Raw genomic sequence first — 23,230 nt, forward strand, 5'->3', positions numbered from 1 at the left:
CAAAAGCAGCTGTAGGGGGGTGAATTTACGAGTCGCGCCAATCGCTAAAGTGCGGTGCATGCTGTTAACCGCCTACGGGCTAGAGACATTCACAAAGGGCTACGGGCAACTATTTTGTCACCTTCAACTTTGAGAAGGAATTTTGTTGCGCCGTGTTTATCCTGTACCAACGATTCTACAGAACGGATATTCGCGTCAATTTCACTTCTAGTATATGTAATTTCTTCTATCAATTTGTCTTGCCACTTTAATAAATCCAGTTTTCGTTCATTAAGCGTTTGCGCAGTATTGGTAATTGCTGAAAGGCTGCGGATTTTTTTATCCATTTCAGCAATGGTCTGCTTCACCAATTCGCCATCAACATTTAGCACTGCAAGTGATTCATCAATATTCTGTTTACGGCTTTTTGCAATTTCTTCAGTTCTAGGAAATGCAAGCAAAAGCTGCCAACCACATGCGCGTGCTCGAATGCAAAGGAACAGTTGCTGATATAGGTTGAAAAGTTCATTCTGATGCTTCTTTATCAACGCCTTTATCCCTTCCGTACCAAATATATGACCATCTTTTAGATTTTCGATTTCATGATTTTGATTTTTAATATCCTTCAACAAATGATTTCTAATAGAAAGCAACTCACCTTCATATTTTTCAATTTGGTGTTCATAAGAATCTCTTAACTCACCAGCCAAAATTGAAGGGGCTATTTGTTTGAAATAATCGACCGCTCCTGTTATATCTGTTTCTCGTTTATCTTTCTGATGCTTATGAATATCATCAACTGTTTTTTTAATTTCAGTCAATTTTTGGCTTATATCTGCCAAATGTTTTTGAGCGACAATTACAGATGCAACCTGAAATAATGCGCCCGCATTAACAATTTTCTCGAGGTTCTCTGGAGAGAGTAGTTTCGCCTGCTCTGTAATACGACCGTTAGAACCTATAACATAGCCTCTTAATTCATCGGTGCTATTTTTTACTGGTGTCAAAGAGTCCAGCCGAATATTCACCTCTACATATTGCGTCGTAGCAATATGCATCTTGGTGACCATGCTGGGAACTGCTTGCAATAGTGGATTAAAACTGCTAATTCCTGTGCCGTCAGATTCTGAAACAGGTTGCCAATTTACGGGAGAGTGTTTTGAAATTTTAGCCAAGGCAAATGTCAGAACAGGTTTATCAGCATCTTCCCCGATAATAAGCGGTGAATCACGATTTACGACTAATTGACTATTGGTTGACGCACTGACATTAGCGATTTGTAACGTTTTCTTCCTGTGGTTTTCGATGTAGTTGAGCACTTTCCACCGAAGATATGCAATGTGTAAAACACAGGGAATAGTCACTTCAAATGCCGGGTCAGCAACACCTTTAGCAATTAAGCCTACGCCAACTGGTACAGCGATTGTTCTAATAGCAGTTGCAAAAATTGTTGCAGTTCCTACACCAGTTGTAACTATGCCGCCCGTAGTTGCGTATGTATCCCTAGCCTTCTTTACAGCGGCTTGTTGATTAACCGGACTAAGAGCTTCCCAACCATAAGGAAGGCAAATTCTTAATAAATTTGATTCATTATCAAGAATTCTTCCTTTAGTTGATGGAATGCCTATCTTCTGACAAACATCAAATAAAACCTCATCATAATCAGGCCCCACCCCTCCGCGAGCTATATTGCTTACCGAATTTCCGCCATAAAGTCGAATTTCGCTCGCGATTAATTTGGTATATTTTGTGTGATCTGGACTATGCCTTTTGTAGATATCATCAGTTACAAGATAATTCGAAAGCTTATCGGTTATATAGCTAACCAGAGGAGCCAAATCCTCGTTACTGCAACTTGCTAGTAAGCTATATAAGTCGCCTGATTTGATTTTTGAAAACACGTCATTCATTGAATTTTTCTTATCCCATTTAAACCAGAAGTCGATAGCCTGCTTTGATTAGCGATAGCGTATCCGGAGGAATTGTTGGCTTCGAAATGTGCTGTTACGCAAGCTAATCTACATTTTGAAGGGCAGCTTATTTGCCTTTTCCTGTCACCGCAAATTAAATCTTATCTGACAGCTCATAGGGGTCGATCGCGACATTTCGCCACTTTCAAAAGCTATCATTCACTACTGACGTAATCGTCTCGGAATCGGTGGCTGGATTGGGGTGGAATATGCAGGGCGCCCCAGAATTCGGAAAAAATCGTCCGCCAAGGGGATGAGGTGTCCGGTTGTGCGAATAGACGTTGAGCCGGAATCGGCAAGAAATGCACGAACCCAGCTAACTCTGACGCTATTTCTCCGTTCGTACAGACACCAAGTCGATGTGTGCTCCAATCTGACACCCTCTGATTGGCGTTAGACACAGTTCGTCGAATTTGCGCATGGTACGCTTATCCATGACGCCAGCCTCATGCAAGCCTTCGGCGGTTTCATGTACGGAGACCATCAAACGGCTACGGTATTCTTTTTTCATTGCAGATCACCTCTATCAATATCTGGTTTGTCAATGCGCAGTCCAGTGCCGCTTCGTCATACTTCTGCATTGCCAGTCGCCAATTTCCGCAAAGCAACCCTTGCCTTGCAGGGGCATGAAAGCAGACCACTTGAACAGGATTATAATTTAGTGACTGCCCTTATGCTCTGCCCATATGCGCTTGACCTGGCTTTGGCTACATCCAGCCAGCTCAGCGGTCCGTTTGATAGTATGTCCTGCTCCACGCAGCGCAACGATACGCTGATGTGTCGTGGTATCAGGGATGCGACCCGCATACTTACCGGCGATCTTGGCAAGCTGAACACCTTGGCGCTGTCGCTCTCGGCGAGTCTCATAGTCATCACGTGTCATTTGCAGGGCAAGTTTAAGTAATAATTCCTGCACCGACTCCAAAACGATCTTGGCCACACCGTCGGCCTCAGCCGCAAAATCGGATAAATCGACTAGGCCCGGCACAGCCAGTCTTGCTCCCTTGGCCCGGATTGATCCAACCAGTTGCTCGGCTTCGGCCAAGGGAAGCCGACTGATGCGGTCAATTTTCTCAGCTACGACGACTTCGCCTGATTGTAGGTCTGCAATCATTCGTAGTAGCTCGGGCCGATCAGCACAGGCACCCGAAGCCTTTTCACGGTAGATGCCGGCGATGTAATACCCTTCTGCCCGAGCACTGTGGACGATTTCGGTTTGACGGGTAAGGTCTTGTTCTTCGGTACTGACGCGAAGGTAGATACGAGCAACTTTCATGGTTGGATGGCCAAAATGGGTATACTTAATTTAGCCCAGTATAAATCATATGGCCAATAATTAGAACCGCAATGTAATTTGGCCATCACCTACTTGGCTATCTATTTTGGCTACTACCGCTGTCAGAAGACGACTGCAAGAATATCAGAAGCCAACTTCATTACTTAAGATACCTTTTAATATAGGTGGGTTGGCTAGAAATCTTTCGGGGAGAGAGTGCGAACATAGGGTTCGACCTTAAAACAAAAATAACTAAAAAATAAGCCGGCATGTCGCAACTGACAGAATTACTTATTGTTGATTAATCTGCTGACATCAACTTTGACCATCCGCTGACTGCAGCTTTGAAAAGTGACAATCGTTTTATCGAACCAAGGGGGTACTTATTTATGTGTACCTATTTAGATACGCTACATAAATGAATCCAATCCTTTCTGTTAGATTTTTTGCAACTGTCGGATACCACAATTAGTGAAAAATTAGTGACGCAAAAAGTGAAAAATCTGGACGCCTAAAGGCTAGTGATTGGAAAATGCATGACAATAAAACTCCTTTGATCTAAGGCTCAATAAAATGCCGACTTTGACCATAGGCAAACTTGCCAAACAAACCGAAGTCACCATTGAGACTATCCGTCACTATCAACGCATTGGTTTACTGACGGAACCAGAGAAACCCGATGGTGGTTATCGATGTTATTCAGATGATGCGATTACTCGAATCCGCTCTATCAAACGCGCTCAACAAGCTGGATTTACCTTGAAGGAAATTGCCGCCTTGTTATCTCTTGATGGAGCACATTGCGCGGACATACGACAACTCGCCGAGCAGAAATGCCAGCAGATCGATCAGCAAATCATGGATTTAACGGCTCTCCGTCGGGTATTGGGAACTCTGGTCAACAACTGTCAGCAGACAGCTCCATCCGCGCGTTGCGCTATTCTCGATGCGTTTAGCGATGATGCCATCAACCAAACCCTGATTTTAAGTAAGACACCACCGCCCACTTGACTCTGTTCTAAACAACAGGGTTTAGACTTTTTGTCAACATTGATGCTTGCTTGGTTGAGGAGATTCGCATGAAAACAGACCCTGAAATACCCATTAACCTACCGTCATGGTTAGGTATCGGTGCCCTCTTGGCCGCTATAGGGGCTTCGGCCTGCTGTGTCGGGCCTTTTTTACTTTTATCTTTAGGCATTGGCGGGGCCTGGATGAGCACGTTGACGGGATTTGAACCGGTCCGTCCTTTTTTTATCATCCTGACTCTGGTCTTTATGGCATTTGGGTATCGCAAACTTTATCGGACACCTTCCTGTTGTGAAGAAGGTGCAAGCTGCGCCATATCCGACATCCAACGCAAACAACGCCTAGTGTTTTGGCTTGGCTCCGCGTTCATTTTGCTGCTACTTGCCTTTCCCTGGGTGGCACCCTTTTTTATAGCTTGAGAGAATCGATATGACAATTAAAACCAGTTTGTTAATTTTGAGCTTGTCATCAAGCACACTGTGGATGCCGACGGCCTATGCTGAAACAACTGTTGCACAGCCAAACCAACAGCAAACGGTGACGCTGAATATAGAAAACATGACCTGCGCTATGTGTACAGTGACCATCAAAAAAGCCTTACAGGAAGTCGAAGGCGTACAAGCAGTGATTGTCGATTACGATTCAAAATCTGCCACAGTCACTTTCGATAGCAAAAAAACCGATAGTGCAGCCTTGATCAAAGCCACGACGGATGCTGGCTATCCGGGTTCCATGGCCACACCTGTTTCTCGATAAAGTCGAGGATATGGTCTATGTCTGATTGTTGCTGCGCAAATACACCCATTAAAACCAAACAAATTTGTCCTGAATGCGGCTCCACTTGTAAAAGTGTCGGTATGCCTACGCTTTATCATCAGGTCAGGTTTCCCGAGAATCAGGCAATCATCACTGACAGCTATTTTTTTTGCCCTGCCAAAACATGCTCAGTTGGGTACTTTTCCAGTGCGGGTAACATCATTATTCCAAAACAGCATTTCCGAAGCTATCGAGCCATTCAAAACGACGCGCTTTGTTACTGTTTTGATATTGACGCCGGGCAGTATTTATTAGCGTTAAAAGATCACCAGGCAGAACCGATCAAAGCTTTCGTCATGCAACGCACTCAAGCGGGGGAATGTGCTTGTGAAATTAGAAACCCGTCAGGCCAATGCTGTTTAGCAAATTTTAAATATTTTGAAAAAAGTCATAGAGACACGCTCATATAGGGATAACTTCAATCTGATACGCACAAGCCCAAAACTTATGCTATAGATTCACTCCGAAGTCTTAGCGTACGATTTTTGCTTTCTCCCCTGATAGGAATCAGCAAAGTTAAGTCTTGCAGATACTATTTGTAATAAACTCTACCATAGAGTAGTATTTATTACATGAATAACTGGTCTTTACTTATAACAAGCCTTCCTACCGAAAACGCAACGGTTCGTATGCGCGTGTGGCGATCATTGAAGGCCTCGGGCGCGGCCGTATTGCGTGACGGTGTTTATTTGATGCCGGAACTGGTGCCCTGCCGCGAAACATTAGATGCCATTGGTGTTGAAGTGCGGGAAAGTGGCGGTACCGCATTGGTTTTGCGGATTGAGGAGCCAGTCGATGGCAATTTCTTAAGCTTTTTTGATCGTAGTGAAGAGTTCTCTGCGCTATTGGCGGATATAGCCAAATCACGTGATAGCCTGACTGCCAAAAATGCTCAAGATATTCTCAAACATTCTCGAAAACTCCGTAAAGCTTTTACTAGCCTCTCTGCCATCGACTTCTTTCCAGGTGAAGCACAGCGACAAACCGAGGCCGCCCTTAGGGAACTCGAACTTTCAATTGTACGAATACTATCGCCGGATGAACCGCACTCGGTTGAAGGTTCAATCACACCTTTATCAATCAGCGAATACCAAGGTCGTAGCTGGGCTACACGCAGCCGGCCATGGGTAGATCGCCTAGCCTGTGCCTGGTTGATTCGCCGCTTTATTGATGCTCAAGCGCAAATTCTTTGGCTAGCTTCCCCCAATGATTGCCCTGCTGATGCACTGGGTTTCGATTTCGACGGCGCGACCTTCAGTCATGTTGATGGTCTAGTCACCTTTGAGGTTTTATTAGCCAGTTTCAATCTTGAAAATCCTGCGCTCAAACGACTGGGTGCGCTGGTGCATTTTCTGGATGTGGGCGGTGTGCAACCGCCGGAAGCCGTTGGTATTGAAAGCGTACTGGCAGGATTACGTGATGCCATCCTGGATGATGAGCAATTGTTAACCGCCGCCAGTGCGGTGTTTAACAGTCTACTGGTAACGTTTGAGAAAGGGGTAAGCGGTCAATGACTCAATCTGAAAAACACTCAGCCAATCACACCTTAGCTAAACCCGATCCGGTTAGCTTTGGAGAGGCATTCCTATTCTGGCTAAAACTCGGCTTTGTGAGCTTCGGTGGCCCAGCCGGGCAAATTGCCATCATGCATCAGGAACTCGTGGAAAAACGCCGCTGGATTTCCGAGCAGCGTTTCTTACATGCGCTGAATTACTGCATGTTACTGCCAGGCCCCGAAGCGCAACAGCTAGCCACCTATATCGGTTGGTTAATGCATCGCAGTTGGGGCGGCGTTGTTGCAGGCGGTTTGTTTGTTTTACCATCACTGTTGATTCTGATTGGCCTGAGCTTCATTTATATGGCCTATGGTCATCTCACTGGAATTGCCGGCATTCTTTACGGCATCAAACCGGCTGTGACGGCCATCGTGATTTTCGCTGCGTATCGAATAGGATCACGGGCGCTCAAGAATGGGGTGCTGTGGACAATGTCGGCACTCGCTTTTCTGGCGATTTTTTTATTCGACACACCTTTTCCTTTGATTGTGCTGATAGCAGCCATCTTGGGCGCAATCGGCGGCAAAGTAGCCCCTCGGAAATTTGCGACCGGCGGCGGACATGGTTCGGCCAAACAAAGCTACGGTCCGGCATTGATTGACGACGACACTCCGACTCCAGCCCACGCCCTGTTCAGTTGGGCTGGCTTGTCAAAAGTGATACTGGTTGGCCTGATCCTGTGGGGCGGTGCCATCGGTTTTCTGTGTGCCCGCTATGGTTGGGATGGTGCGCTAACCCAGATGGGCTGGTTCTTTACTAAGGCGGCGCTGCTGACCTTTGGCGGCGCCTATGCAGTTCTGCCCTACGTTTATCAGGGGGCAGTTGAGCATTTCCACTGGCTGACAGCGCATCAGATGATTGATGGTCTAGCTCTCGGTGAAACCACGCCAGGCCCATTGATCATGGTGGTGACCTTTGTGGGTTTCGTCGCTGGATGGACGCAGAAAATTTTCGGCTCCGATCAACTGTTTCTAGCGGGAACCATCGCGGCAACAGTGGTGACTTACTTTACCTTTCTACCCAGTTTCCTGTTCATCCTGGCTGGCGGTCCATTGGTGGAATCAACCCATGGCAATCTGAAATTCACCGCACCGCTGACCGGCATTACTGCTGCCGTGGTCGGCGTAATTCTCAACCTAGCGGTATTCTTCGCCTGGCATGTCTTCTGGCCGCAAGGCTTTGCGGGGAGTTTCGATGCCATTTCAGCGGTCATTAGCCTTTGCGCATTTTTGGCACTGTTTCGTTACAAAGTGGGGGTAATCCCGGTGATCGCTGCTTGCGGCGGCACCGGTCTGTTGTTTAGTTTCATCAAAATCTGGCTTGCCCAGCAAGGAGTTGTTCTATGAATACCATGCGTCAATCTCGCGTTTTAGCGCTGTTAATCTCATCACTACTGGGCGGCGTTGCCTACGCCCAAGAACCCAACCAGCATGCGGGAACTCTGGATACCGCCAAGATAGAGCAACTGACCGGTGCCAAAGGCAAGCTTGATACTATTGAGAATGTCTTCAAAGTCACCGTACCACGCAGCGATTTGGCTGTGAACGTTGCAGGCGTAAAAATGACAGCGGCAACGGGATTCACGTCATGGGCTGCGTTTGCGCCGACAGGCGACAAAACCATGGTGATGGGTGATATGGTTTTACAGGAAGATCAGATCAATCCGGTCATGAGCACGGCGCTGGAAAATGGTATCGAAGTCACCGCATTGCACAACCATTTCCTCTGGGATACGCCGAAAGTGATGTTCATGCACATTGGTGGCGCTGGTGATCCGGATAATCTGGCAACGGGTATCGGCAAGGTGTTTGCCAAAATCAAGGAAACCAGTAGTGCTAAACCCCATGTAAAACCCAAGTCATTTGATGCCGCCAAGACCTCGCTCGATCCTAAGCCTATTGAAGCCATTATTGGTTCGCCCGTCGAGAAAGCCGGCGAAGTCTATAAAGTCACCATTGGCCGCAGCACGCAAATGGATGGGCATACGGTTGGTAAGACCGTGGGTGTGAATACCTGGGCGGTGTTTGCCGGCAACAATGACAAGGCTATCGTCGAAGGCGACTTTGCGGTGCTGGAATCTGAACTGCAAGGCGTGTTAAAAGCACTTCGCGGTGCCGGTATCGCTATCACCACAATCCATAACCACATGGTAGGCGAATCGCCACGAATCGTATTTTTGCATTACTGGGGAGAAGGTAGCGTCGACGTTCTGGCCAAAGGTTTTAAAGCGGCGCTGGATACTCAGTCGAAAACTTGAGGCTACATCCATGAAATGGGTAACCCGCGAACGCCCTAAAATTGATCGAATTGCCAGCCCTTGGTTGATCGCACGCTTCATCGACGATTACTGATAGGATGGGCCGCGTTACCTTGGCCCATCTTGCATAGGTTAATGTGCTTCGATATTGACAAAAAGACTTACTGCTTACATCTGACGATGCATTGCCGCCATACTCAAATTGGCTTCAGCCGCCTTTTCATAGGCATTAATCAACACTCGACAGTGGCTTACCAAGGTGTCGGCCTGCTTGCCGTAAAGATAGCTTTTAGCTTGATATTGGCTAAGCAGTTTTTTGTGCTCTTCCACTTTTAGCTGTAGTTCTTTCGCGGCTTCTTCGTAATGTTTGGCCAGTGCTTCGTGATCAGCTTTAGTCGTTGCACTTTGTACGGCTTGAGTCATATCCATCGGATGAGGGTTCATCTCGCTGCATGCGACCAAGAGGCCGGCACCCAACACTAAAGTAATCAATAGTTTTGTTTTCATAGACTTTCTCCAGATTTAGTTTTTATTAATCGTTAATTTCGTCCTGTTTTTATAGCTCATGGAGTGATAACAAATTTGATATGACATCAATCCATTCTATAAATCTTTATATTTCAAGCACAAATAGTGCCATCATTAAAATCAATGAGTTAAATTCATCTTTACATCCTCTCACGGCTAATTGCGCAATACCGGTGCAAACAAAGGCGTTAACGCACCGCATTGGGTCAACTTCCTAAGCCGATGTGCGTGCAACTTCATATCTTGCCTTCCGAGCCTTAAAAGCTGTGTTCAAGAAGTGTTCGCCAACGAGGCGTTGTAGCATTGCCTCCAGTTGAGATTCGCCTAAATCATTCACCTCTTGATGAAGATGCGGAGCAATCTTGGCAAAAATCGTTACCAGTTGAGGGTCAAAGTGGCTACCACCCTCTTTTATAAGCTTAGCAATAGCATCGACCGCAGACCACGCATCCTTATAGGGACGTTGCGAGGTCAGCGCATCAAACACGTCTCCGATAGCGAATATTCGCGCGTTCAGTGGAATGGCATCCCCTTTAAGGCCTTGCAGATACCCACTGCCGTCATATTTCTCATGGTGAAATTCCACGACATCTCGCGCACCGGTTAACCAGTGAGATTTGTTTAGAATTTCCACGCCTAATGCCACATGCGTTTTCATGACATCGAATTCATCCACTGTCAGTTTTTCCGGTTTCAATAAAATCGGATCGCGGATGCCAATCTTGCCGACATCATGTAAAAAGGCTCCTGCAATTAGATCGCGCATATTTTCTTCAGGCAGTCCGATGGCTTCGCCAAGCCGAAGTGCGTAGTACGTCACCCGATAGTTATGATGGTTAGTTTCCGAATCGCGCTCTGCGATGGCACAGCCCAGTACATTCATCAGTTCAAGATTGCCTTGCAGTAGTTCGCCGGAAAGCCTAATCACGCCTCGATTAAGGGCCAGGACAATCGGATACATCAAGAGGCTGGTAAAGAAAATGCCTAGAGTCACGAACGCCAGCATACGGATTAGGTTTTGCTTCAATGTGGCGAACGTTTCCGGATCAACCTGATAAACTCCCTCGAAATAACCCATCGGCGAACCCTGTTCGCCTCGTAGCGGAACCAGCGTCACTAGCCACAACTGTCCATGAATAAAATGTAGGTCATGGGTAAACTCGTCAGCCTTTGGAAATTGATGCCTATATTGATCGATGAATTGCTCGACCAATTCCTGTCCTTGTCGAACGACTTCGAGTTTTAATTGTTCGTTGCGGTCATACAGTTCGACAATCAGAAAATGCTGGTTAACCAGTTGTTCAGCCAGCTGCCTCAGATGTTCGGTTGATTGGGCATCGAGTTGTTCCAGGTTATGAGCAGATGCTCCGCTGAATAGCGCTGATTCCTTCAGCGCAAGGGCATGAACTAACTGCTCGGCCCTCTTGATCTCCAGCCATGAAATGGAGCCGCCTACCGTTACACTCAGGAACAACCAGCCTAAAAACAATCGGGTCAGAATTTTTCGGTGGATAAAGCGATTAGTGGACATCGCTTGTGGCGATATCATCCTTTTAGTCTGATAGCGGGGAGATTGCTTGGCTTTCATAATTCAGAACAAACTGTCAAGGCTATCCATGCAATTCTTTGAGCGCGGAACGGATAACGCGAAAAGAAGAATTCAGCAACAGCATAACAAGACAGGATGCGACGAAAATATCCGCCCATCCCGATTCAAAGAACCAAACCGCCCCCGCCGTGATAAATACCGATAGATTTGACGCTATGTCATTTCTTGAACATTCCCATACCGAGCTCATGTTGATGTCTTCGTTTCTGTGCTTCCATAGCAAAAATAGGCATAGCGAGTTTGCAGCCAGGCCGGCCAAACTGAAAACGCCCATGATCTCGTAAGATGGCAGTACGGGCACAATCAGCCGCGAAATGATTTGCGCCAAGACCACACACGCCCCGATCAATATCAAACTACCCTTAAATAAGGCCACTTTTGCCTTGGTGGTCGCTTCTTTGGAAACGGCGTAAAGGCTTAAACCATACGTTAGTGCATCACCGAGATTATCCAGGCTGTCCGAGAGCAAAGCCGTCGACTTTCCGTAAACAGCCCCGCCCGCAATGACGACAAACATAACAGCGTTGACAACGAGAACAGCTTTAAGCGTGCCGCGTTGCCGTTCGCGTAATTTCTCAATTGCGCAGTTATTTTCACAACATGAAGCCATATCAAATTCCCTCGTGAACCTAACAAATTGATGAAAGCATAAGTAACCTCTATGGGCTATGAGTGTCGAAACCGTTCTTGAAACTGCAACACTAGGCTGTAAATCACCGGGAACACCAAAAGGCTTAATATCAACACGGTGAGCATGCCACCCAACGCGGGGGCGGCGATACGTTGAGTCACATCAGCACCGGTTCCGGTCGCCGTCATGATGGGTATCAAACCTATGATGTTGGCCAGTGAGGTAATGGCTACCGGTCGTACCCGTAGAGCCGTTGCCGCTTCGCTAGCCGCTCGGATTTCCTCGCCGGTCAATGGCCCCTGTTTTTGCGCCCGCAGCTTATCAAGTTCAATGTCGATAAAACTCAGCACCATCACCCCGGTTTCCGCCGCCGTACCGGCCAGGGCGATGAAGCCGACATAGACGGTAATCGACAGGTTGTATCCCAACCAGTATATGAACCAAATTCCACCAATCAGGCTGAATGGAATCGCCAACATCACGATAGTCGGCTCGGTGATATTTCGAAAGGCGGTATACAGCAGGATAAAAATCAGCAGTAGCGTGATGGGCACCACGATGCGCAATCGTTCCGCCGCCCGTTCCATGTATTCAAATTGACCGGACCAAGTGACGGTATAACCTGCCGGTATCGTGACATTTTCGGCTAAGGTCTTTTTTGCCTGCTCCACATAACCACCGATGTCAGAGATTTTAAGGTCGACATAAATCCAGGCGTTGGGCCGTGCATCCTCGGTTTTAATCACATCCGTACCGCGTTTAAAGTTGATGTCTGCCACCGATGTTAAAGGAATCTGGCTGCCTGTCGGGGTGGAAATCAACACTCGTCGCAAAGCTTCCGGGTTATCCCGCAGATCGCGCGGATAGCGCAAATTGACCGGATAGCGCTCTAGCCCTTCGACGGTTTCAGTGATGTTCATGCCGCCAATCGCACTTTGAATCACATCCTGTACATCGCCGACCGTTAAGCCGTAACGCGCGGCGGCTTCGCGGTTGATGTCGAAATCCAGAAAATAGCCGCCGACGGCCCGGTCACCGTAGGCAGACAGCGTATCCGGCAGGGTTTTCATCGCCTGCTCGATTTGCAGCGACAGGGATTGCAGCACATTCAGATCGGGACCGGACACCTTGATGCCCACCGGGGTTTTGATGCCGGTAGACAGCATGTCTATCCGGGTTTTAATGGGCATGGTCCAGGCGTTGGCCAATCCGGGAAAATGAATGGACTTGTCCATTTCATCCATCAGTTGCCGGGTGGTTTTGGTTGGATCAGGCCACTCTTCTCGCGGCTTTAACTTAATGGTAGTTTCTACCATCATCAACGGCGCGGCATCGGTGGCGGTTTCGGCCCGGCCAATCTTGCCGAACACATGATGCACTTCCGGAAAGGTCTTAATAATCTTGTCGGTCTGTTGCAAGACTTCCCTAGCCTTGGTGATGGATATGCCCGGAAAGGTGGTGGGCATGTATAAAATATCGCCTTCATCCAGAGGTGGCATAAACTCGCTACCCAGTTTGGATAAGGGATAGAGCGTAGAGGCCATCAACAGCAGCGCCACGATGAGCGTGGCACCCCGCCAGCGCATCGCTACCCTTAAGACCGGCGAATGAATGGCATGTAAAATCCGATTAATCGGGTTTTTGTGTTCGGGGATGATCTTGCCGCGCACAAAATAGCCCATCAACACTGGCACCAACGTGATGGTCAATATCGCGGCAGCGGCCATTGCATAGGTTTTGGTAAACGCCAATGGGCTGAACAAGCGGCCTTCCTGTGCCTGCATGGTGATGATCGGCAGAAAGGACACGGTAATCACCAACAGCGAGGAAAACAGCCCTGAGCCGACTTCGCGGGAGGCATTACCGATGACCTCCCAGCGTTCCTCGGAAGTCAGCTTGGCTTGTTTTTTCTCAGCCGCTTCAGCAAGATGTTTGTGAGCATTTTCGACCATCACCACGCCACCATCGACCATGTCGCCAATCGCCAGCGCGATGCCACCCAAGGACATGATATTGGCGTTCATGCCTTGCCATTTCATCACGATAAAGGCCATCAAAATGCCTAGCGGCAAGGTGATGACAATCACCAAGGATGAGCGCAAGTGCAGCAAAAACAAGGCCACCAGAGCACAGACGATGATCAGTTCTTGGCTCAGCGCATCTTTCAAGGTATCTACCGCTCGTTCGATCAAACTGCCGCGATCATAGACGGGAACAATTTCTACGCCTTCCGGTAAACCTTTTCTTAGTTCATCCAATTTCTTCCGCACGTCCTCGATGGTTGCCAGGGCATTTTCGCCAAAACGCATCACCACCACGCCGCCCGCCACCTCGCCTTCGCCATTGAGTTCGGTCACGCCTCGGCGCAGTTCGGGGCCAATCTGGATATGTGCGACATCCTGCAAGCGTATCGGCGTACCGTTGGCATCGACACCCACCGGGATGGTATTTAGATCGGCGATGGATTTGATATAACCCAAGCCTCTGACCATGTACTCGGTTTCGCCCACCTCCAGTAAACGTCCGCCGACATCGTTATTGGAGCGTTTGATGGCCATCATCACGGTGGATAACGGAATCTCATAGGCTTGCAGGGCGTTGGGATCGACTTCCACCTGATATTGTTTGACGTAACCGCCGACCGAAGCCACCTCGGAAACGCCGGGAACTGTCTGCAAGGGATAGCGTAGATACCAGTCTTGAATCGAGCGCAGTTGCGCCAGATCATGCTTGCCGGTCTTATCCACCAAGGCATATTCGTAAATCCAGCCGACACCGGTGGCATCCGGACCAAGTGCTGGCGTGACGCCTTGCGGCAGACGATTTTTGACATAGTTGAGATACTCCAGTACCCGCGACCGCGCCCAATACATGTCCGTGCCGTCTTCGAAAATGACATAGACGAAGGACAAACCGAAGAAGGAATAGCCGCGTACCACTTTGGCATGCGGCACGGCCAGCATGGCGGTGGTCAAGGGGTAGGTGACCTGGTTTTCGACCACCTGCGGAGACTGGTCGGCATAGTCGGTGAAAATAATCACCTGCACGTCGGACAAGTCCGGTATGGCATCCAAAGGCATGTTCTTGAACGACCAAACTCCGCCGATGGCCAGGATAATCGCCCCCAGCAATACCATGAAGCGGTCTTTCAACACGCTATTGATGATGAAATCAGTCATGGTTATGCGCTCCCTGCTCAACTGGCAACGATTCGGTTGCGGATGGCTGTGCTGCCGAAGGTTCCACCATTTTAGCCGTGGCTTCGTTCAGCTTGGACTCGGAATCGATCAGAAATTGCGCCGAGGTGACCACTTCCTCGCCGGCATTCAGACCGTCAATAATGGCAATATCGTCATTGGACGATAAACCCGTCGTTACCCGGCGCGGTTCGAATTTACCGGGACCGCGCACCACCAAAACCTGGGTTTGCGCGCCGGAACGGATCACCGCTTCGGAAGGAATCACCACTGCATCCAGTTGTTTGCCGGCTTGAATGGTGACTTCGGCGAACATATCGGGCTTTAACAGCAAGTCGGCATTATCGAATACCAGTCGCACTTTAATAGTCCGGGTCTTGGCTTCGGCATAGGGATAGATAAACGCCAGGCGACCTCTGAACGTCCGGCCTGGAACACCGGCCAAGCGCATGTGAACCGGGTCGCCTTCTTTAACCCAGGGTAGTTCGTACTCGTAAATTTCGGCATATACCCAGACCGTGGATAGATCGGCGATCATGTACAGCTCTGTTTCCGGGGTAACATATTGGCCTTCGCGAGCACCGATGTTGATGACGATGCCGTCTGCTGGAGTATGAATATGCAAGCTCTTTTTGATGGCTTGGCTATCCGTCAGCTCATGAAGTTGATGCGCCGGCACATCCAGCAGATTTAAGCGTTCGCGGGAGCTTTTGACCAACTCTTCCGCACCTCGGCGGATGTCTTCGATAGGGCTTTTTTCCAGCACCTTGAGATTGTTTAGCGCCAACACATATTCCTGCTGGCTGGCCACCAATTGCGGAGAGTAAATGCTCAGCAGTTCCTCATTCTTCCGGACCCTTTGCCCGGTCTTATCGGCACGTAAGGTTTCGATCCAGCCTTCAGTTTTGGGGTGCAGACGAACAATATGCTCTTCGTCATAGGCTACCCGGCCAACGGTCTCGGACCACATGCGAAAGCAAGGTTTGTTTGGCTAGCGCGGTCCGCACGCCGATATTTTGTACCGTGGCGGCATCGATCCTCACGGCACCGGCCGAATCGTCAGCTTTTGCCTCGTCCTCGGCATACACGGGCAGATAATCCATGCCCATATTGTCTTTGGCCGGAATCGGTGACGTGACCGAGGGATTCATCGGGTTGCGGTAAAACAGAATTTTGGGTTGCTTGGCCGCATTAGCGTCGGCATAAACCGGCTCATAGTCCATGCCCATCGCATCCTTGGTTGGCACCGGGGACGTTGCCGATGGATTCATGGTATTTCTGTAAAATAAAGGCTTCTTGCCTTCTACCGGTTGAATCGCTGATTTCTGTTTGGGTGATTGCGCCAACCAATAGCCACCCGCCAAGCCTATCCCCAGCATCACCGCTGCGGTTAATAACAGTTGTTTATTCATAAATGTTGTCCTCGCCCACATTCGCGCAGAGTTGCGCCAATGCTTGTTGGGCTTCCGTGAAGGCTTTCCAGTATTGGGTTTCGTATTCGAACAAGGTAATCTGGCTGCGTACCAAGTTCAAAAAATCGACTTTGTTGACCTGATAACCGGCCAGCATGGAGGCGACGGTTTGCCGGGCCTGCGGAATGATGCCGGTATCGAACAAAACGAATTGCTGTTTGGCCCGCTGGTAATCGCTATGGCTTTGGGTAATTTCAGAGCGAACCGTGTTCCATCGATCTTGCAGCGCATAGCGTTGTTGCATCAGTTCGCTGTTGCGCTGATCTATCATCTTGTTCTGCTTACTGCCGGCAAAAATCGGCAGATTCATGCTGACGCCCAAACTGAGCAGATCGGAGCGCCGGCTACCATCCGGCATGTTATTGCGGGCGCCATACGCTGCTTCGACATTAAAATCGGGCAATACGTCTTTTTGAGCCAGTTCCAGTTTGGATTGCGCCGTGTTTATGCCTTGGCGGTCGCTTTCCAGCAGAGGCCTCGACGTTTCCGCTTGTTGATACAGGCGGTCCTCCTGTCTGATTTCCGGTAGCTGTATTGAAAGCGTGGCGGGTAATTGCACGGAGTTGTTGGCGGGTTGATCCAGCAAGGCGTTGAGTTTGGCCACAGTGCTGCGCCGCATCCCGGTCAGAGTGATTTTTTGATCCAGCAATTTGGATAATTCCAGCTGGGCCAGCAATACATCCTGTTGCAAGCCTTCGCCGACTTCGTATTTGCTTCTGGCGATGTCGACAAACTGCTGTAATAAGGTGTGATTGTTGTTCACAATCTCCAGCGTCCGGTCCAGATAAAAAACCTGCCACCACAGGGTTTTGACATCGCTGAGCAAACGTAGTCGCAGTTCATCGGCATTGAGCGTTGCGGCTTCCGCTTCATACATCGCCGCCTGCTCGCGTAGCGCCAATTTGCCGGGAAAAGGAATGGCTTGGGAAAGGCCGAAACCGATTTGCGTCATGTCTTCCGGCCGGGTGCTGAAACTATTGGTCGGCAGGCTCATGGCATTGAAGCTGATCTGCGGGTCGGGCAGACTGCCTTCCTGCGATGGAATGGCGGCCATCGCCTTGGCACGGGCCAGCATTTGCGCTAGGTCGGGGTTGTCCTGAGCGACTTTTTGGGTGGCCGCCTCAAGCGTCAATAGAGGGTGCTCACCTGCGATGGTCACGCGGCAGACGATAAACAGCGTCGCCATCAGCAGACGCTTTAAATGAACAGATCTCATGATTGTCCTCATAAGCTCGTTATAGCAATGACGATCAACCAACAGGCTGACTTAGCCGATGTTGATCGTCTTAATGGCGATGGTTGTTTTTACGGCAAAACACCGCCGTTGAACAGCTTAGAGGGTAATAATCGGCGGTTTTATATCCGGGGGGACAAACAACGAAACCGATGTGGGTAATTCTCCAGCGCTATAGCGGCTAGAGATATGGGACGGGATAAACCTAAAGGATGATGTAATTGCGCAATCGACGCAAACATGAAAGCTGCAACTGGCCAAGTGAGGCTTGGCAGTAACGGAGTGACAATGATCGGAATGAGATGAAGCTGAAAACCCTTCGTCGCCCATTTCGTCGGCAGCAGCAACGATTTGTACAATCGATAACTGCCTTGTGAGTTCAGAATAATGAGCAAACGCAACCACAACAGGCATAATTGCCATGATGAGGGTTAACATTATGGTTAAGCGTAGGTTCATCGTGTTGCGGATTTAACGAATCAAGGTTATCGACCGGTTTTTGTTGCATTCAGACTGATAATACTATCGGTATTTGCAGAAAGTACAACTTTTTTAACCCATCGACTGATAACAAGGTGGTAATTGAAACCAAGCTTGTTACCCTCGTTTGATAGAGCGGATCGAGTCTAGGAATACGTTTTCGCCATTCTCAGCTAATGCGGTTCCTAGCCGATGTTATCGGGCTGTTCTCAACTAATGTGGGCTCATTCTCACTTAATCTGGTTCCTGACGCCCGGATATTCTCAGCTAATGTGGTCCCGAAAATCCGATGTAATCGGTTCCTGTAATTTATGTTATCGGGCCGCTACAGATATTGGCAGGCACCCTCTATATGTGGATGTCGCAAAATTGGCCGTTGGATGCGGTCGCCAATGACCGCTTTGTAGATCTCCAGTTCCCAGGCGCTGGATTTAGCTGACTGACTGGTTTGGAGAAGTGCGACCGTCAAGTTTGGGTCGTTGCTTCCCTTTCACTACCCATCCTGTAAGCACATCAGGTATCTTTTTGCCCACTCTGAGTAATGATTAGCTAGCTGCATTTTACAATCGCCAACTCATCCCACTGGGTTGTATAGCGTTTTGACATGCGTTCGGGCTGGAACTGCCAGCTTTTGTTTAATCCTGTGGCGGCTATAGATATGGACTTAGGAAACCGATGGTTGATTTTATCGAAGCAGGCCATTAACTCTCGCTCCTTTGAAGATTTTGGGTTGGCAAACAAATCCGTCTGACCAGGCATGGTATTGGGGTAAAGGCCACTTAATTGGATTCCGCATTTCTGGTAACGGTAACCCTCCTTGTAAATACCCTGCAACAACTGCTTGGCAACATTGATCAACCTGCGTGTATCTTGCGTGCCTATTGCCAATTTCAAAGTTGCTGAACGTTGATATTGAGGTTCTTGTGGATTAAACGGGTTAGTCCTGATAAACACGGTTAAACGATCTGCTGTCGAATCCTGTGCTCTGAGCTTTTCCGCTGCCCGGCTGCAGAACTCGGCTAAAGCTTCCGATAATTCCTTCAAATTTTCTAAAGGCCGCTTAAAACTTCGGGAACACATGAATTCTTGTTTGTCCTGCGCTATTTCTGCAAGCTCCAGGCAGGAAATGCCATTTAATTCCATGATCGTTCGAGCCAAAACAACACTAAACTGCGACTGCATTCGTTGAACGGGCTGCTGCGCCAAAGTCCAGACGGTGTGAATGCCGAGTTGCGAGAGCTGCTGGCTTAGGCTTGAACCGATACCCCAGACTTCATTGACCGGTAACAGGCGCATTAACCGCTCCCGCCGTTGAGGGCAGGACAAATCCACAACACCGTTGGTTTTAGGCCATTTTTTAGCGGCAAAATTTGCCAGTTTCGCCAACGTTTTAGTCGGCCCCATTCCGACGCAAACTGGGATGCCGGTATTTTTCTGGATCGATTGTTTAATAGTGAGACCATAACCGATAGGGTCTTGCTGACAAATCCCGGTCAAATCTAAGAATGCCTCGTCAATCGAATAAATTTCGGTGCTCGGTGAAAATGTCTCTAATAATGACATCACTCTGGATGACATGTCGCCATATAACGCGAAATTTGATGAAAATAGATGGACATCATGTTTTTTAACCAAGTCGGCCACTTGATAAAGCGGCACCCCCATTTTGACACCGAGGGATTTTAAAGCCTTGTTCCTAGCGATAAAGCAACCATCGTTATTGCTGAGTACGCCTACCGGCTTATCCCATAAATCCGGACGGAATACGCACTCGCAACTGACATAAAATGAGTTGCAGTCCACTAAGGCAATCAGGGGTCGCGGCGGCAGTGCAGAAAGGGAATTGCGTGGGTCGGACATATGAATAAGCTTTTTAAGTGGCGCCAAAGTATACTTTTTGTTCTAATTTATTAGGGAACTTCATTCCCATGAATTTGCTGCGGCGTTCTGCCATCCAGGGTTGGAACATTTTTTAGCTTGTCCAGCATGGCTTCCAGCTTCTGAAGGTCACCCTTGACGATCTGTTGTTCCTCGGGCGTTAATGGCACCTCCTCAAGATAACGGTGCAAAAACGCTTTGGCCGCCAGTGCTTCACCCTTGACCGAATCCTTGGGTATATTGAAGTCGCAGCCAGCGCAGGCCATACGGTGTGGGCAGGTACTCCAGAAGGGGTTTGAGCAATAAGAGGAGCCTAAATCATAATATCGGTAAGGCTCACCCTTGGCTGCGGCTCCACTGACCACGGCTGTATGGTCGATAAGTACTTCGATTAGGTGTGACATCTGATCAGCTTTCGCAAAAGCGCCGGCTAACTGCGTAGGTTTCGTGCGAATATAGTACAAAGTAGATTTTGGACTGCGATGGCCTGACCATCGCATCAAATCAAATAGGGACATCCCTTGAGGTACGCTAGCTAAGGCAGTGACAGCCGAGGCCCGTCCCCTGTGGCTGCTGATTTTGCCTCTGCTGTCCTCTACAGGCAATCCGGCTTTGGCGCATAACATCGGGATGATCGTATCATTGATTGCCGAGTGTCCAATCGTCTTGCCACGGTACTGAAACAAAAACCGTACGCGTTCACCTGTCTTGGGATCGATTAAGAAACCTTGTTCAGGCCGAATTGCTTCCCATTCAGTGATAAACTGCCGGACGATTGCACTCACCGGTTTTGCGAAGGCGGTGAAGGTTTTGCCGGCCGGCACATCTAAATAGCATAATGTACCGGCGGCAATTGTTGTGCCGGTCGTTTCATCAATAATGGGATCATTTTGGGCTCGCGCACAGCCGACGCGAAGGCGGATGATTTCGTTCTGCCGCAGTCCGGCATGAGTCCATACGACGCTGATCGCCCGCAACATTTCTAAGGGATACCAAATCTCACTCAGTTTATCGTTCGCTTCAAGATTGAGGCTGGCCCATACCAATTTGAGCCAAAAATTGTCGTCTATGGCTCGCGGATTGGGGCCGCATAATCTCAAGATTGAATTCGGTGTGGCCAAATGATAATACGGATTAAACTTCAGCCGGACCCAGCCCCAATGTTGAATGTCACGGAAGAAACGCCGCATGGCATACAGTACGGAGCGTTTGGAATTAGCGCCAAGCGGCGTTCCTAGATTAACTCGCCCAGTATAGTCGAACGAATGAAGCTGCCATTCGCCAACCTTGAGCCGATTTAGGGCTGCGAGAAAATCAGCACAGGTTTCGACCGTCCAATCCGCCGGACTGGTGATTTCTGGATGAATTTGGGCTAGCCACAGGCCAGCACGCAGAATATAGCTGTAGTTAGACTCCCGTGTTTTAGGTTGCAAGGTCGATGTTTCCCGCCATCGCCGGCAATAATCGACCCATTGCGGCGCAATACCACCACCGCTTTTTTCCTTCCATGAGACATAATTGCGCATCCGGAGTGGCTCGGGCAGGATTCCCAGTGCGGCCAACCCGTGGGAGAGCTTGCCGATACCGTGAGCTTGGGCGCTGTACTTTTCACGGGTGCGTTCCAAGAGTTCGGTATCGAAACTTTCTAGGTAGGGGTTGCGGTTTTCCAGCATTACCGCTGCCAGGATGGATGGAAAATTCTGTTGCAGATTAACTTTGCCATACCCAATTTTCTGTAAAGCCTGATGTAAACGCCCACATTCGCGTTCGAAAAGTTCTTCTCCGAAAATCAATCGCCCAAGACCGGATAAATAAAATATAGGGCCAATGCAATGGACGAGGCGGAAATCGCAAAGAAGATAAGCATTCGCAGTGATGAAAAGTCGTGCGCTTGAGTGGATTAATGGGTGGCGGACTAAATCAATCCAAGCCTGCTGACTCCAAGCCCAGTAGGGCTGCTGAGTTCGCTGAATCTCTTGCAGGATGGCGGTCTGAGCTTTGGCGTGCCTTTCTAGCAGGCTTTGCTTCGAACTCAAAGCCGCCACATCCCGTAGCGGCAAATAAAGCCTTGGCACAGCAGTTCTAACCCTCATGGTATTACTCCAACTGACCAATGAACATTCTTCAGTTTCCGATAGATATGGACTTCGATCATACTGAGCCAAATCAAGAGGCCATTGCCAATTCTTCGCACTTACAGAATCTAATTGAGCCATAGGGCATTACTCCATCTTCGCAAATAAAGCCGCGTCGATTTTGGCATCGGCATAACGGATGGCCTCAGTCATCCGGTTTAGTAGGTCTGCGCCGGAAAGATGAAGGTACATCAATGTCGTTTGCGGGTTGCGGTGTCCCGCATAGGCACTCAGCTCATGCAGTTTCCAGCCAGCTTGTGCGAGGTGAGTCAAACGCAGATGGCGCAAGCTATGCGTACTAAAGCCCTCGACACCGGCCTGTTTTGCCAAGCCTTCGACAATCTTGCTCCAGGTCCATTTCGAAATTGGCTGACCAGCGTTGCGGCGTGATTCGGAGAAAAATACTAATCCGGCTTGCTGATTGATCCGATGACGATAAACCAAATATTCGCTCAATGCATTTCCAGCAGTAGCGGCATAACAGACTGTTCGAGGTGTACTGCTCTTTGTGGTTTCGGGTCGAATACGAATGAGGCGATGAGCAAAATCGAAATCGGTGACACGCAAGTTCACCAATTCTTCACGCCGCAAAGCGCCATAATAAGCTAGCGCGAACATCAATCTATTTCGAAGAGATTCCTGAGTAACCGCTTCGATGAGTTTTTTCCAATCCTCTTCCGAGGGAATAGCAGGTAGTAGTTTAAGTCGCCGAATCAAGCCGTGCGCAAATCCAGGATGGTAGTCGCTATTTCGATTCAGATAAGTGCCACGAGGGACTGGATTAAAGTCCCGAATATCTTGGTAAACCAAATGGTCATACCACAGGCGAACTGCCGTAAGGTACTGCTGCATCGTAGCATTCGAGTGGCGGTATGACGTTTTTCCATCCTGAGCATCGCCACCCAGATACCGAACATAAAGGGAGACGTGCTCCAGCGTGGCTTTTTCGGCTTCCACTCCCAAGCCTTGGCAAAATCTAAAGTAATTGCTGAGTGCGCGCGCATAGGCGTCGAGCGTTGCGTCGGCACGTCCCAAGTTACCCAGCAGAACCAGCCATGATCTACCGTACGGGTTTTCAGAAAGAAAGGGGTAACGTTCCCAAACGAGATTAGTCATGAACGTGTAACTCCACTCGGAACTAAATCTGTTCACCAGATTATGGCACCAATAATTTTGATTCCAA

The 23,230-nt window shown here is 48.8% G+C and carries 19 protein-coding genes and 1 pseudogene; 7 read left to right on the forward strand and 13 right to left on the reverse strand.

Going from position 1 to position 23,230, the window contains the following annotated elements; all coding sequences use genetic code 11:
- Nucleotides 1-89 precede the first annotated feature (89 nt).
- From ACH5Y9_RS09800 to ACH5Y9_RS09810, 3 genes are all read right to left on the reverse strand, one after another.
- On the reverse strand, nt 90-1,889 hold the full coding sequence (locus ACH5Y9_RS09800) for a hypothetical protein (protein WP_445369471.1): 1,800 nt from the start codon (nt 1,887-1,889) through the stop codon (nt 90-92).
- 388 nt (nt 1,890-2,277) lie between these two features.
- On the reverse strand, nt 2,278-2,460 hold the full coding sequence (locus ACH5Y9_RS09805; protein WP_020485759.1) for a hypothetical protein: 183 nt from the start codon (nt 2,458-2,460) through the stop codon (nt 2,278-2,280).
- 147 nt (nt 2,461-2,607) lie between these two features.
- The gene (locus tag ACH5Y9_RS09810) at nt 2,608-3,225 is read right to left on the reverse strand and encodes a recombinase family protein (RefSeq protein WP_292928321.1); all 618 of its coding nucleotides are present in this window, start codon (nt 3,223-3,225) and stop codon (nt 2,608-2,610) included.
- Nucleotides 3,226-3,798: 573 nt separating this feature from the next.
- On the opposite strand from ACH5Y9_RS09810, the gene ACH5Y9_RS09815 reads away from it, so the two are divergent.
- From ACH5Y9_RS09815 to ACH5Y9_RS09845, 7 genes and pseudogenes are all read left to right on the forward strand, one after another.
- Entirely contained in the window at nt 3,799-4,236 is a 438-nt protein-coding gene (locus tag ACH5Y9_RS09815) for a MerR family transcriptional regulator (protein WP_205454594.1), read from the forward strand.
- A 68-nt stretch (nt 4,237-4,304) separates the two neighbouring features.
- Nucleotides 4,305-5,010 (forward strand): annotated as a pseudogene (locus ACH5Y9_RS09820) (MerT/CopZ fusion-like heavy metal transport selenoprotein).
- Nucleotides 5,011-5,027: 17 nt separating this feature from the next.
- The gene (locus ACH5Y9_RS09825; protein WP_205454527.1) at nt 5,028-5,480 is read left to right on the forward strand and encodes a putative iron-sulfur cluster-binding metallochaperone; all 453 of its coding nucleotides are present in this window, start codon (nt 5,028-5,030) and stop codon (nt 5,478-5,480) included.
- A gap of 162 nt (nt 5,481-5,642) precedes the next feature.
- On the forward strand, nt 5,643-6,584 hold the full coding sequence (locus ACH5Y9_RS09830; protein ID WP_445369472.1) for a chromate resistance protein ChrB domain-containing protein: 942 nt from the start codon (nt 5,643-5,645) through the stop codon (nt 6,582-6,584).
- Nucleotides 6,581-7,972, forward strand: a complete 1,392-nt coding sequence (chrA, locus tag ACH5Y9_RS09835) for a chromate efflux transporter (protein WP_205454529.1) — start codon at nt 6,581-6,583, stop codon at nt 7,970-7,972. The genes ACH5Y9_RS09830 and chrA overlap by 4 nt, the downstream gene beginning before the upstream one ends.
- Complete coding sequence (locus ACH5Y9_RS09840; RefSeq protein WP_205454530.1) at nt 7,969-8,883, forward strand: DUF1259 domain-containing protein; 915 nt, start codon at nt 7,969-7,971, stop codon at nt 8,881-8,883. Before chrA ends, ACH5Y9_RS09840 begins: the two co-directional genes overlap by 4 nt.
- A 10-nt stretch (nt 8,884-8,893) precedes the next feature.
- A complete protein-coding gene (locus ACH5Y9_RS09845; RefSeq protein WP_445369881.1) occupies nt 8,894-8,977 on the forward strand; it encodes a chromate resistance protein ChrB domain-containing protein in 84 nt (27 codons plus the stop codon).
- A gap of 74 nt (nt 8,978-9,051) precedes the next feature.
- On the opposite strand, the gene ACH5Y9_RS09850 is transcribed toward ACH5Y9_RS09845, so the two are convergent.
- From ACH5Y9_RS09850 to ACH5Y9_RS09895, 10 genes are all read right to left on the reverse strand, one after another.
- Nucleotides 9,052-9,390, reverse strand: coding sequence for a hypothetical protein (locus tag ACH5Y9_RS09850; protein ID WP_205454531.1), 339 nt, complete (start codon nt 9,388-9,390; stop codon nt 9,052-9,054).
- A 235-nt stretch (nt 9,391-9,625) separates the two neighbouring features.
- A complete protein-coding gene (locus ACH5Y9_RS09855; protein ID WP_205454532.1) occupies nt 9,626-10,999 on the reverse strand; it encodes an HD-GYP domain-containing protein in 1,374 nt (457 codons plus the stop codon).
- Between the two features lie 22 nt (nt 11,000-11,021).
- Complete coding sequence (locus tag ACH5Y9_RS09860; RefSeq protein WP_205454533.1) at nt 11,022-11,630, reverse strand: cation transporter; 609 nt, start codon at nt 11,628-11,630, stop codon at nt 11,022-11,024.
- A gap of 56 nt (nt 11,631-11,686) precedes the next feature.
- Nucleotides 11,687-14,830: an efflux RND transporter permease subunit gene (locus ACH5Y9_RS09865; RefSeq protein WP_205454534.1), complete on the reverse strand. Its 3,144-nt coding sequence runs from the start codon at nt 14,828-14,830 to the stop codon at nt 11,687-11,689.
- On the reverse strand, nt 14,823-15,818 hold the full coding sequence (locus ACH5Y9_RS09870; protein ID WP_445369473.1) for an efflux RND transporter periplasmic adaptor subunit: 996 nt from the start codon (nt 15,816-15,818) through the stop codon (nt 14,823-14,825). The genes ACH5Y9_RS09865 and ACH5Y9_RS09870 overlap by 8 nt, the downstream gene beginning before the upstream one ends.
- Nucleotides 15,784-16,260 (reverse strand): hypothetical protein, encoded by a 477-nt coding sequence (locus ACH5Y9_RS09875; protein ID WP_445369474.1) that lies wholly within the window; start codon nt 16,258-16,260, stop codon nt 15,784-15,786. Before ACH5Y9_RS09875 ends, ACH5Y9_RS09870 begins: the two co-directional genes overlap by 35 nt.
- Entirely contained in the window at nt 16,253-17,536 is a 1,284-nt protein-coding gene (locus ACH5Y9_RS09880; RefSeq protein WP_445369475.1) for a TolC family protein, read from the reverse strand. Before ACH5Y9_RS09880 ends, ACH5Y9_RS09875 begins: the two co-directional genes overlap by 8 nt.
- Before the next feature lie 1,047 nt (nt 17,537-18,583).
- A complete protein-coding gene (locus ACH5Y9_RS09885; protein ID WP_445369476.1) occupies nt 18,584-19,894 on the reverse strand; it encodes a Y-family DNA polymerase in 1,311 nt (436 codons plus the stop codon).
- A gap of 50 nt (nt 19,895-19,944) precedes the next feature.
- Nucleotides 19,945-22,128: a hypothetical protein gene (locus ACH5Y9_RS09890; RefSeq protein ID WP_445369477.1), complete on the reverse strand. Its 2,184-nt coding sequence runs from the start codon at nt 22,126-22,128 to the stop codon at nt 19,945-19,947.
- 6 nt (nt 22,129-22,134) lie between these two features.
- On the reverse strand, nt 22,135-23,163 hold the full coding sequence (locus tag ACH5Y9_RS09895; protein WP_096876916.1) for a tyrosine-type recombinase/integrase: 1,029 nt from the start codon (nt 23,161-23,163) through the stop codon (nt 22,135-22,137).
- Between the last annotated feature and the right edge of the window lie 67 nt (nt 23,164-23,230).

The sequence above is a fragment of the Methylomonas sp. BW4-1 genome (assembly GCF_052474385.1).

What these genes read in the sequence shown, in the direction of transcription:
- ACH5Y9_RS09815 (WP_205454594.1), top strand. Translation starts at nt 3,799, where the DNA reads ATGCCGACTTTGACCATAGGCAAACTTGCCAAACAAACCGAAGTCACC.
- ACH5Y9_RS09800 (WP_445369471.1), bottom strand. Translation starts at nt 1,889, where the DNA reads ATGAATGACGTGTTTTCAAAAATCAAATCAGGCGACTTATATAGCTTA.
- ACH5Y9_RS09810 (WP_292928321.1), bottom strand. Translation starts at nt 3,225, where the DNA reads ATGAAAGTTGCTCGTATCTACCTTCGCGTCAGTACCGAAGAACAAGAC.
- ACH5Y9_RS09895 (WP_096876916.1), bottom strand. Translation starts at nt 23,163, where the DNA reads ATGACTAATCTCGTTTGGGAACGTTACCCCTTTCTTTCTGAAAACCCG.
- ACH5Y9_RS09855 (WP_205454532.1), bottom strand. Translation starts at nt 10,999, where the DNA reads ATGAAAGCCAAGCAATCTCCCCGCTATCAGACTAAAAGGATGATATCG.
- ACH5Y9_RS09890 (WP_445369477.1), bottom strand. Translation starts at nt 22,128, where the DNA reads ATGGCTCAATTAGATTCTGTAAGTGCGAAGAATTGGCAATGGCCTCTT.
- ACH5Y9_RS09850 (WP_205454531.1), bottom strand. Translation starts at nt 9,390, where the DNA reads ATGAAAACAAAACTATTGATTACTTTAGTGTTGGGTGCCGGCCTCTTG.
- ACH5Y9_RS09865 (WP_205454534.1), bottom strand. Translation starts at nt 14,830, where the DNA reads ATGACTGATTTCATCATCAATAGCGTGTTGAAAGACCGCTTCATGGTA.
- ACH5Y9_RS09885 (WP_445369476.1), bottom strand. Translation starts at nt 19,894, where the DNA reads ATGTCCGACCCACGCAATTCCCTTTCTGCACTGCCGCCGCGACCCCTG.
- ACH5Y9_RS09845 (WP_445369881.1), top strand. Translation starts at nt 8,894, where the DNA reads ATGAAATGGGTAACCCGCGAACGCCCTAAAATTGATCGAATTGCCAGC.
- chrA (WP_205454529.1), top strand. Translation starts at nt 6,581, where the DNA reads ATGACTCAATCTGAAAAACACTCAGCCAATCACACCTTAGCTAAACCC.
- ACH5Y9_RS09880 (WP_445369475.1), bottom strand. Translation starts at nt 17,536, where the DNA reads ATGAGATCTGTTCATTTAAAGCGTCTGCTGATGGCGACGCTGTTTATC.
- ACH5Y9_RS09825 (WP_205454527.1), top strand. Translation starts at nt 5,028, where the DNA reads ATGTCTGATTGTTGCTGCGCAAATACACCCATTAAAACCAAACAAATT.
- ACH5Y9_RS09830 (WP_445369472.1), top strand. Translation starts at nt 5,643, where the DNA reads ATGAATAACTGGTCTTTACTTATAACAAGCCTTCCTACCGAAAACGCA.
- ACH5Y9_RS09870 (WP_445369473.1), bottom strand. Translation starts at nt 15,818, where the DNA reads ATGTGGTCCGAGACCGTTGGCCGGGTAGCCTATGACGAAGAGCATATT.
- ACH5Y9_RS09805 (WP_020485759.1), bottom strand. Translation starts at nt 2,460, where the DNA reads ATGAAAAAAGAATACCGTAGCCGTTTGATGGTCTCCGTACATGAAACC.
- ACH5Y9_RS09840 (WP_205454530.1), top strand. Translation starts at nt 7,969, where the DNA reads ATGAATACCATGCGTCAATCTCGCGTTTTAGCGCTGTTAATCTCATCA.
- ACH5Y9_RS09875 (WP_445369474.1), bottom strand. Translation starts at nt 16,260, where the DNA reads ATGAATAAACAACTGTTATTAACCGCAGCGGTGATGCTGGGGATAGGC.
- ACH5Y9_RS09860 (WP_205454533.1), bottom strand. Translation starts at nt 11,630, where the DNA reads ATGGCTTCATGTTGTGAAAATAACTGCGCAATTGAGAAATTACGCGAA.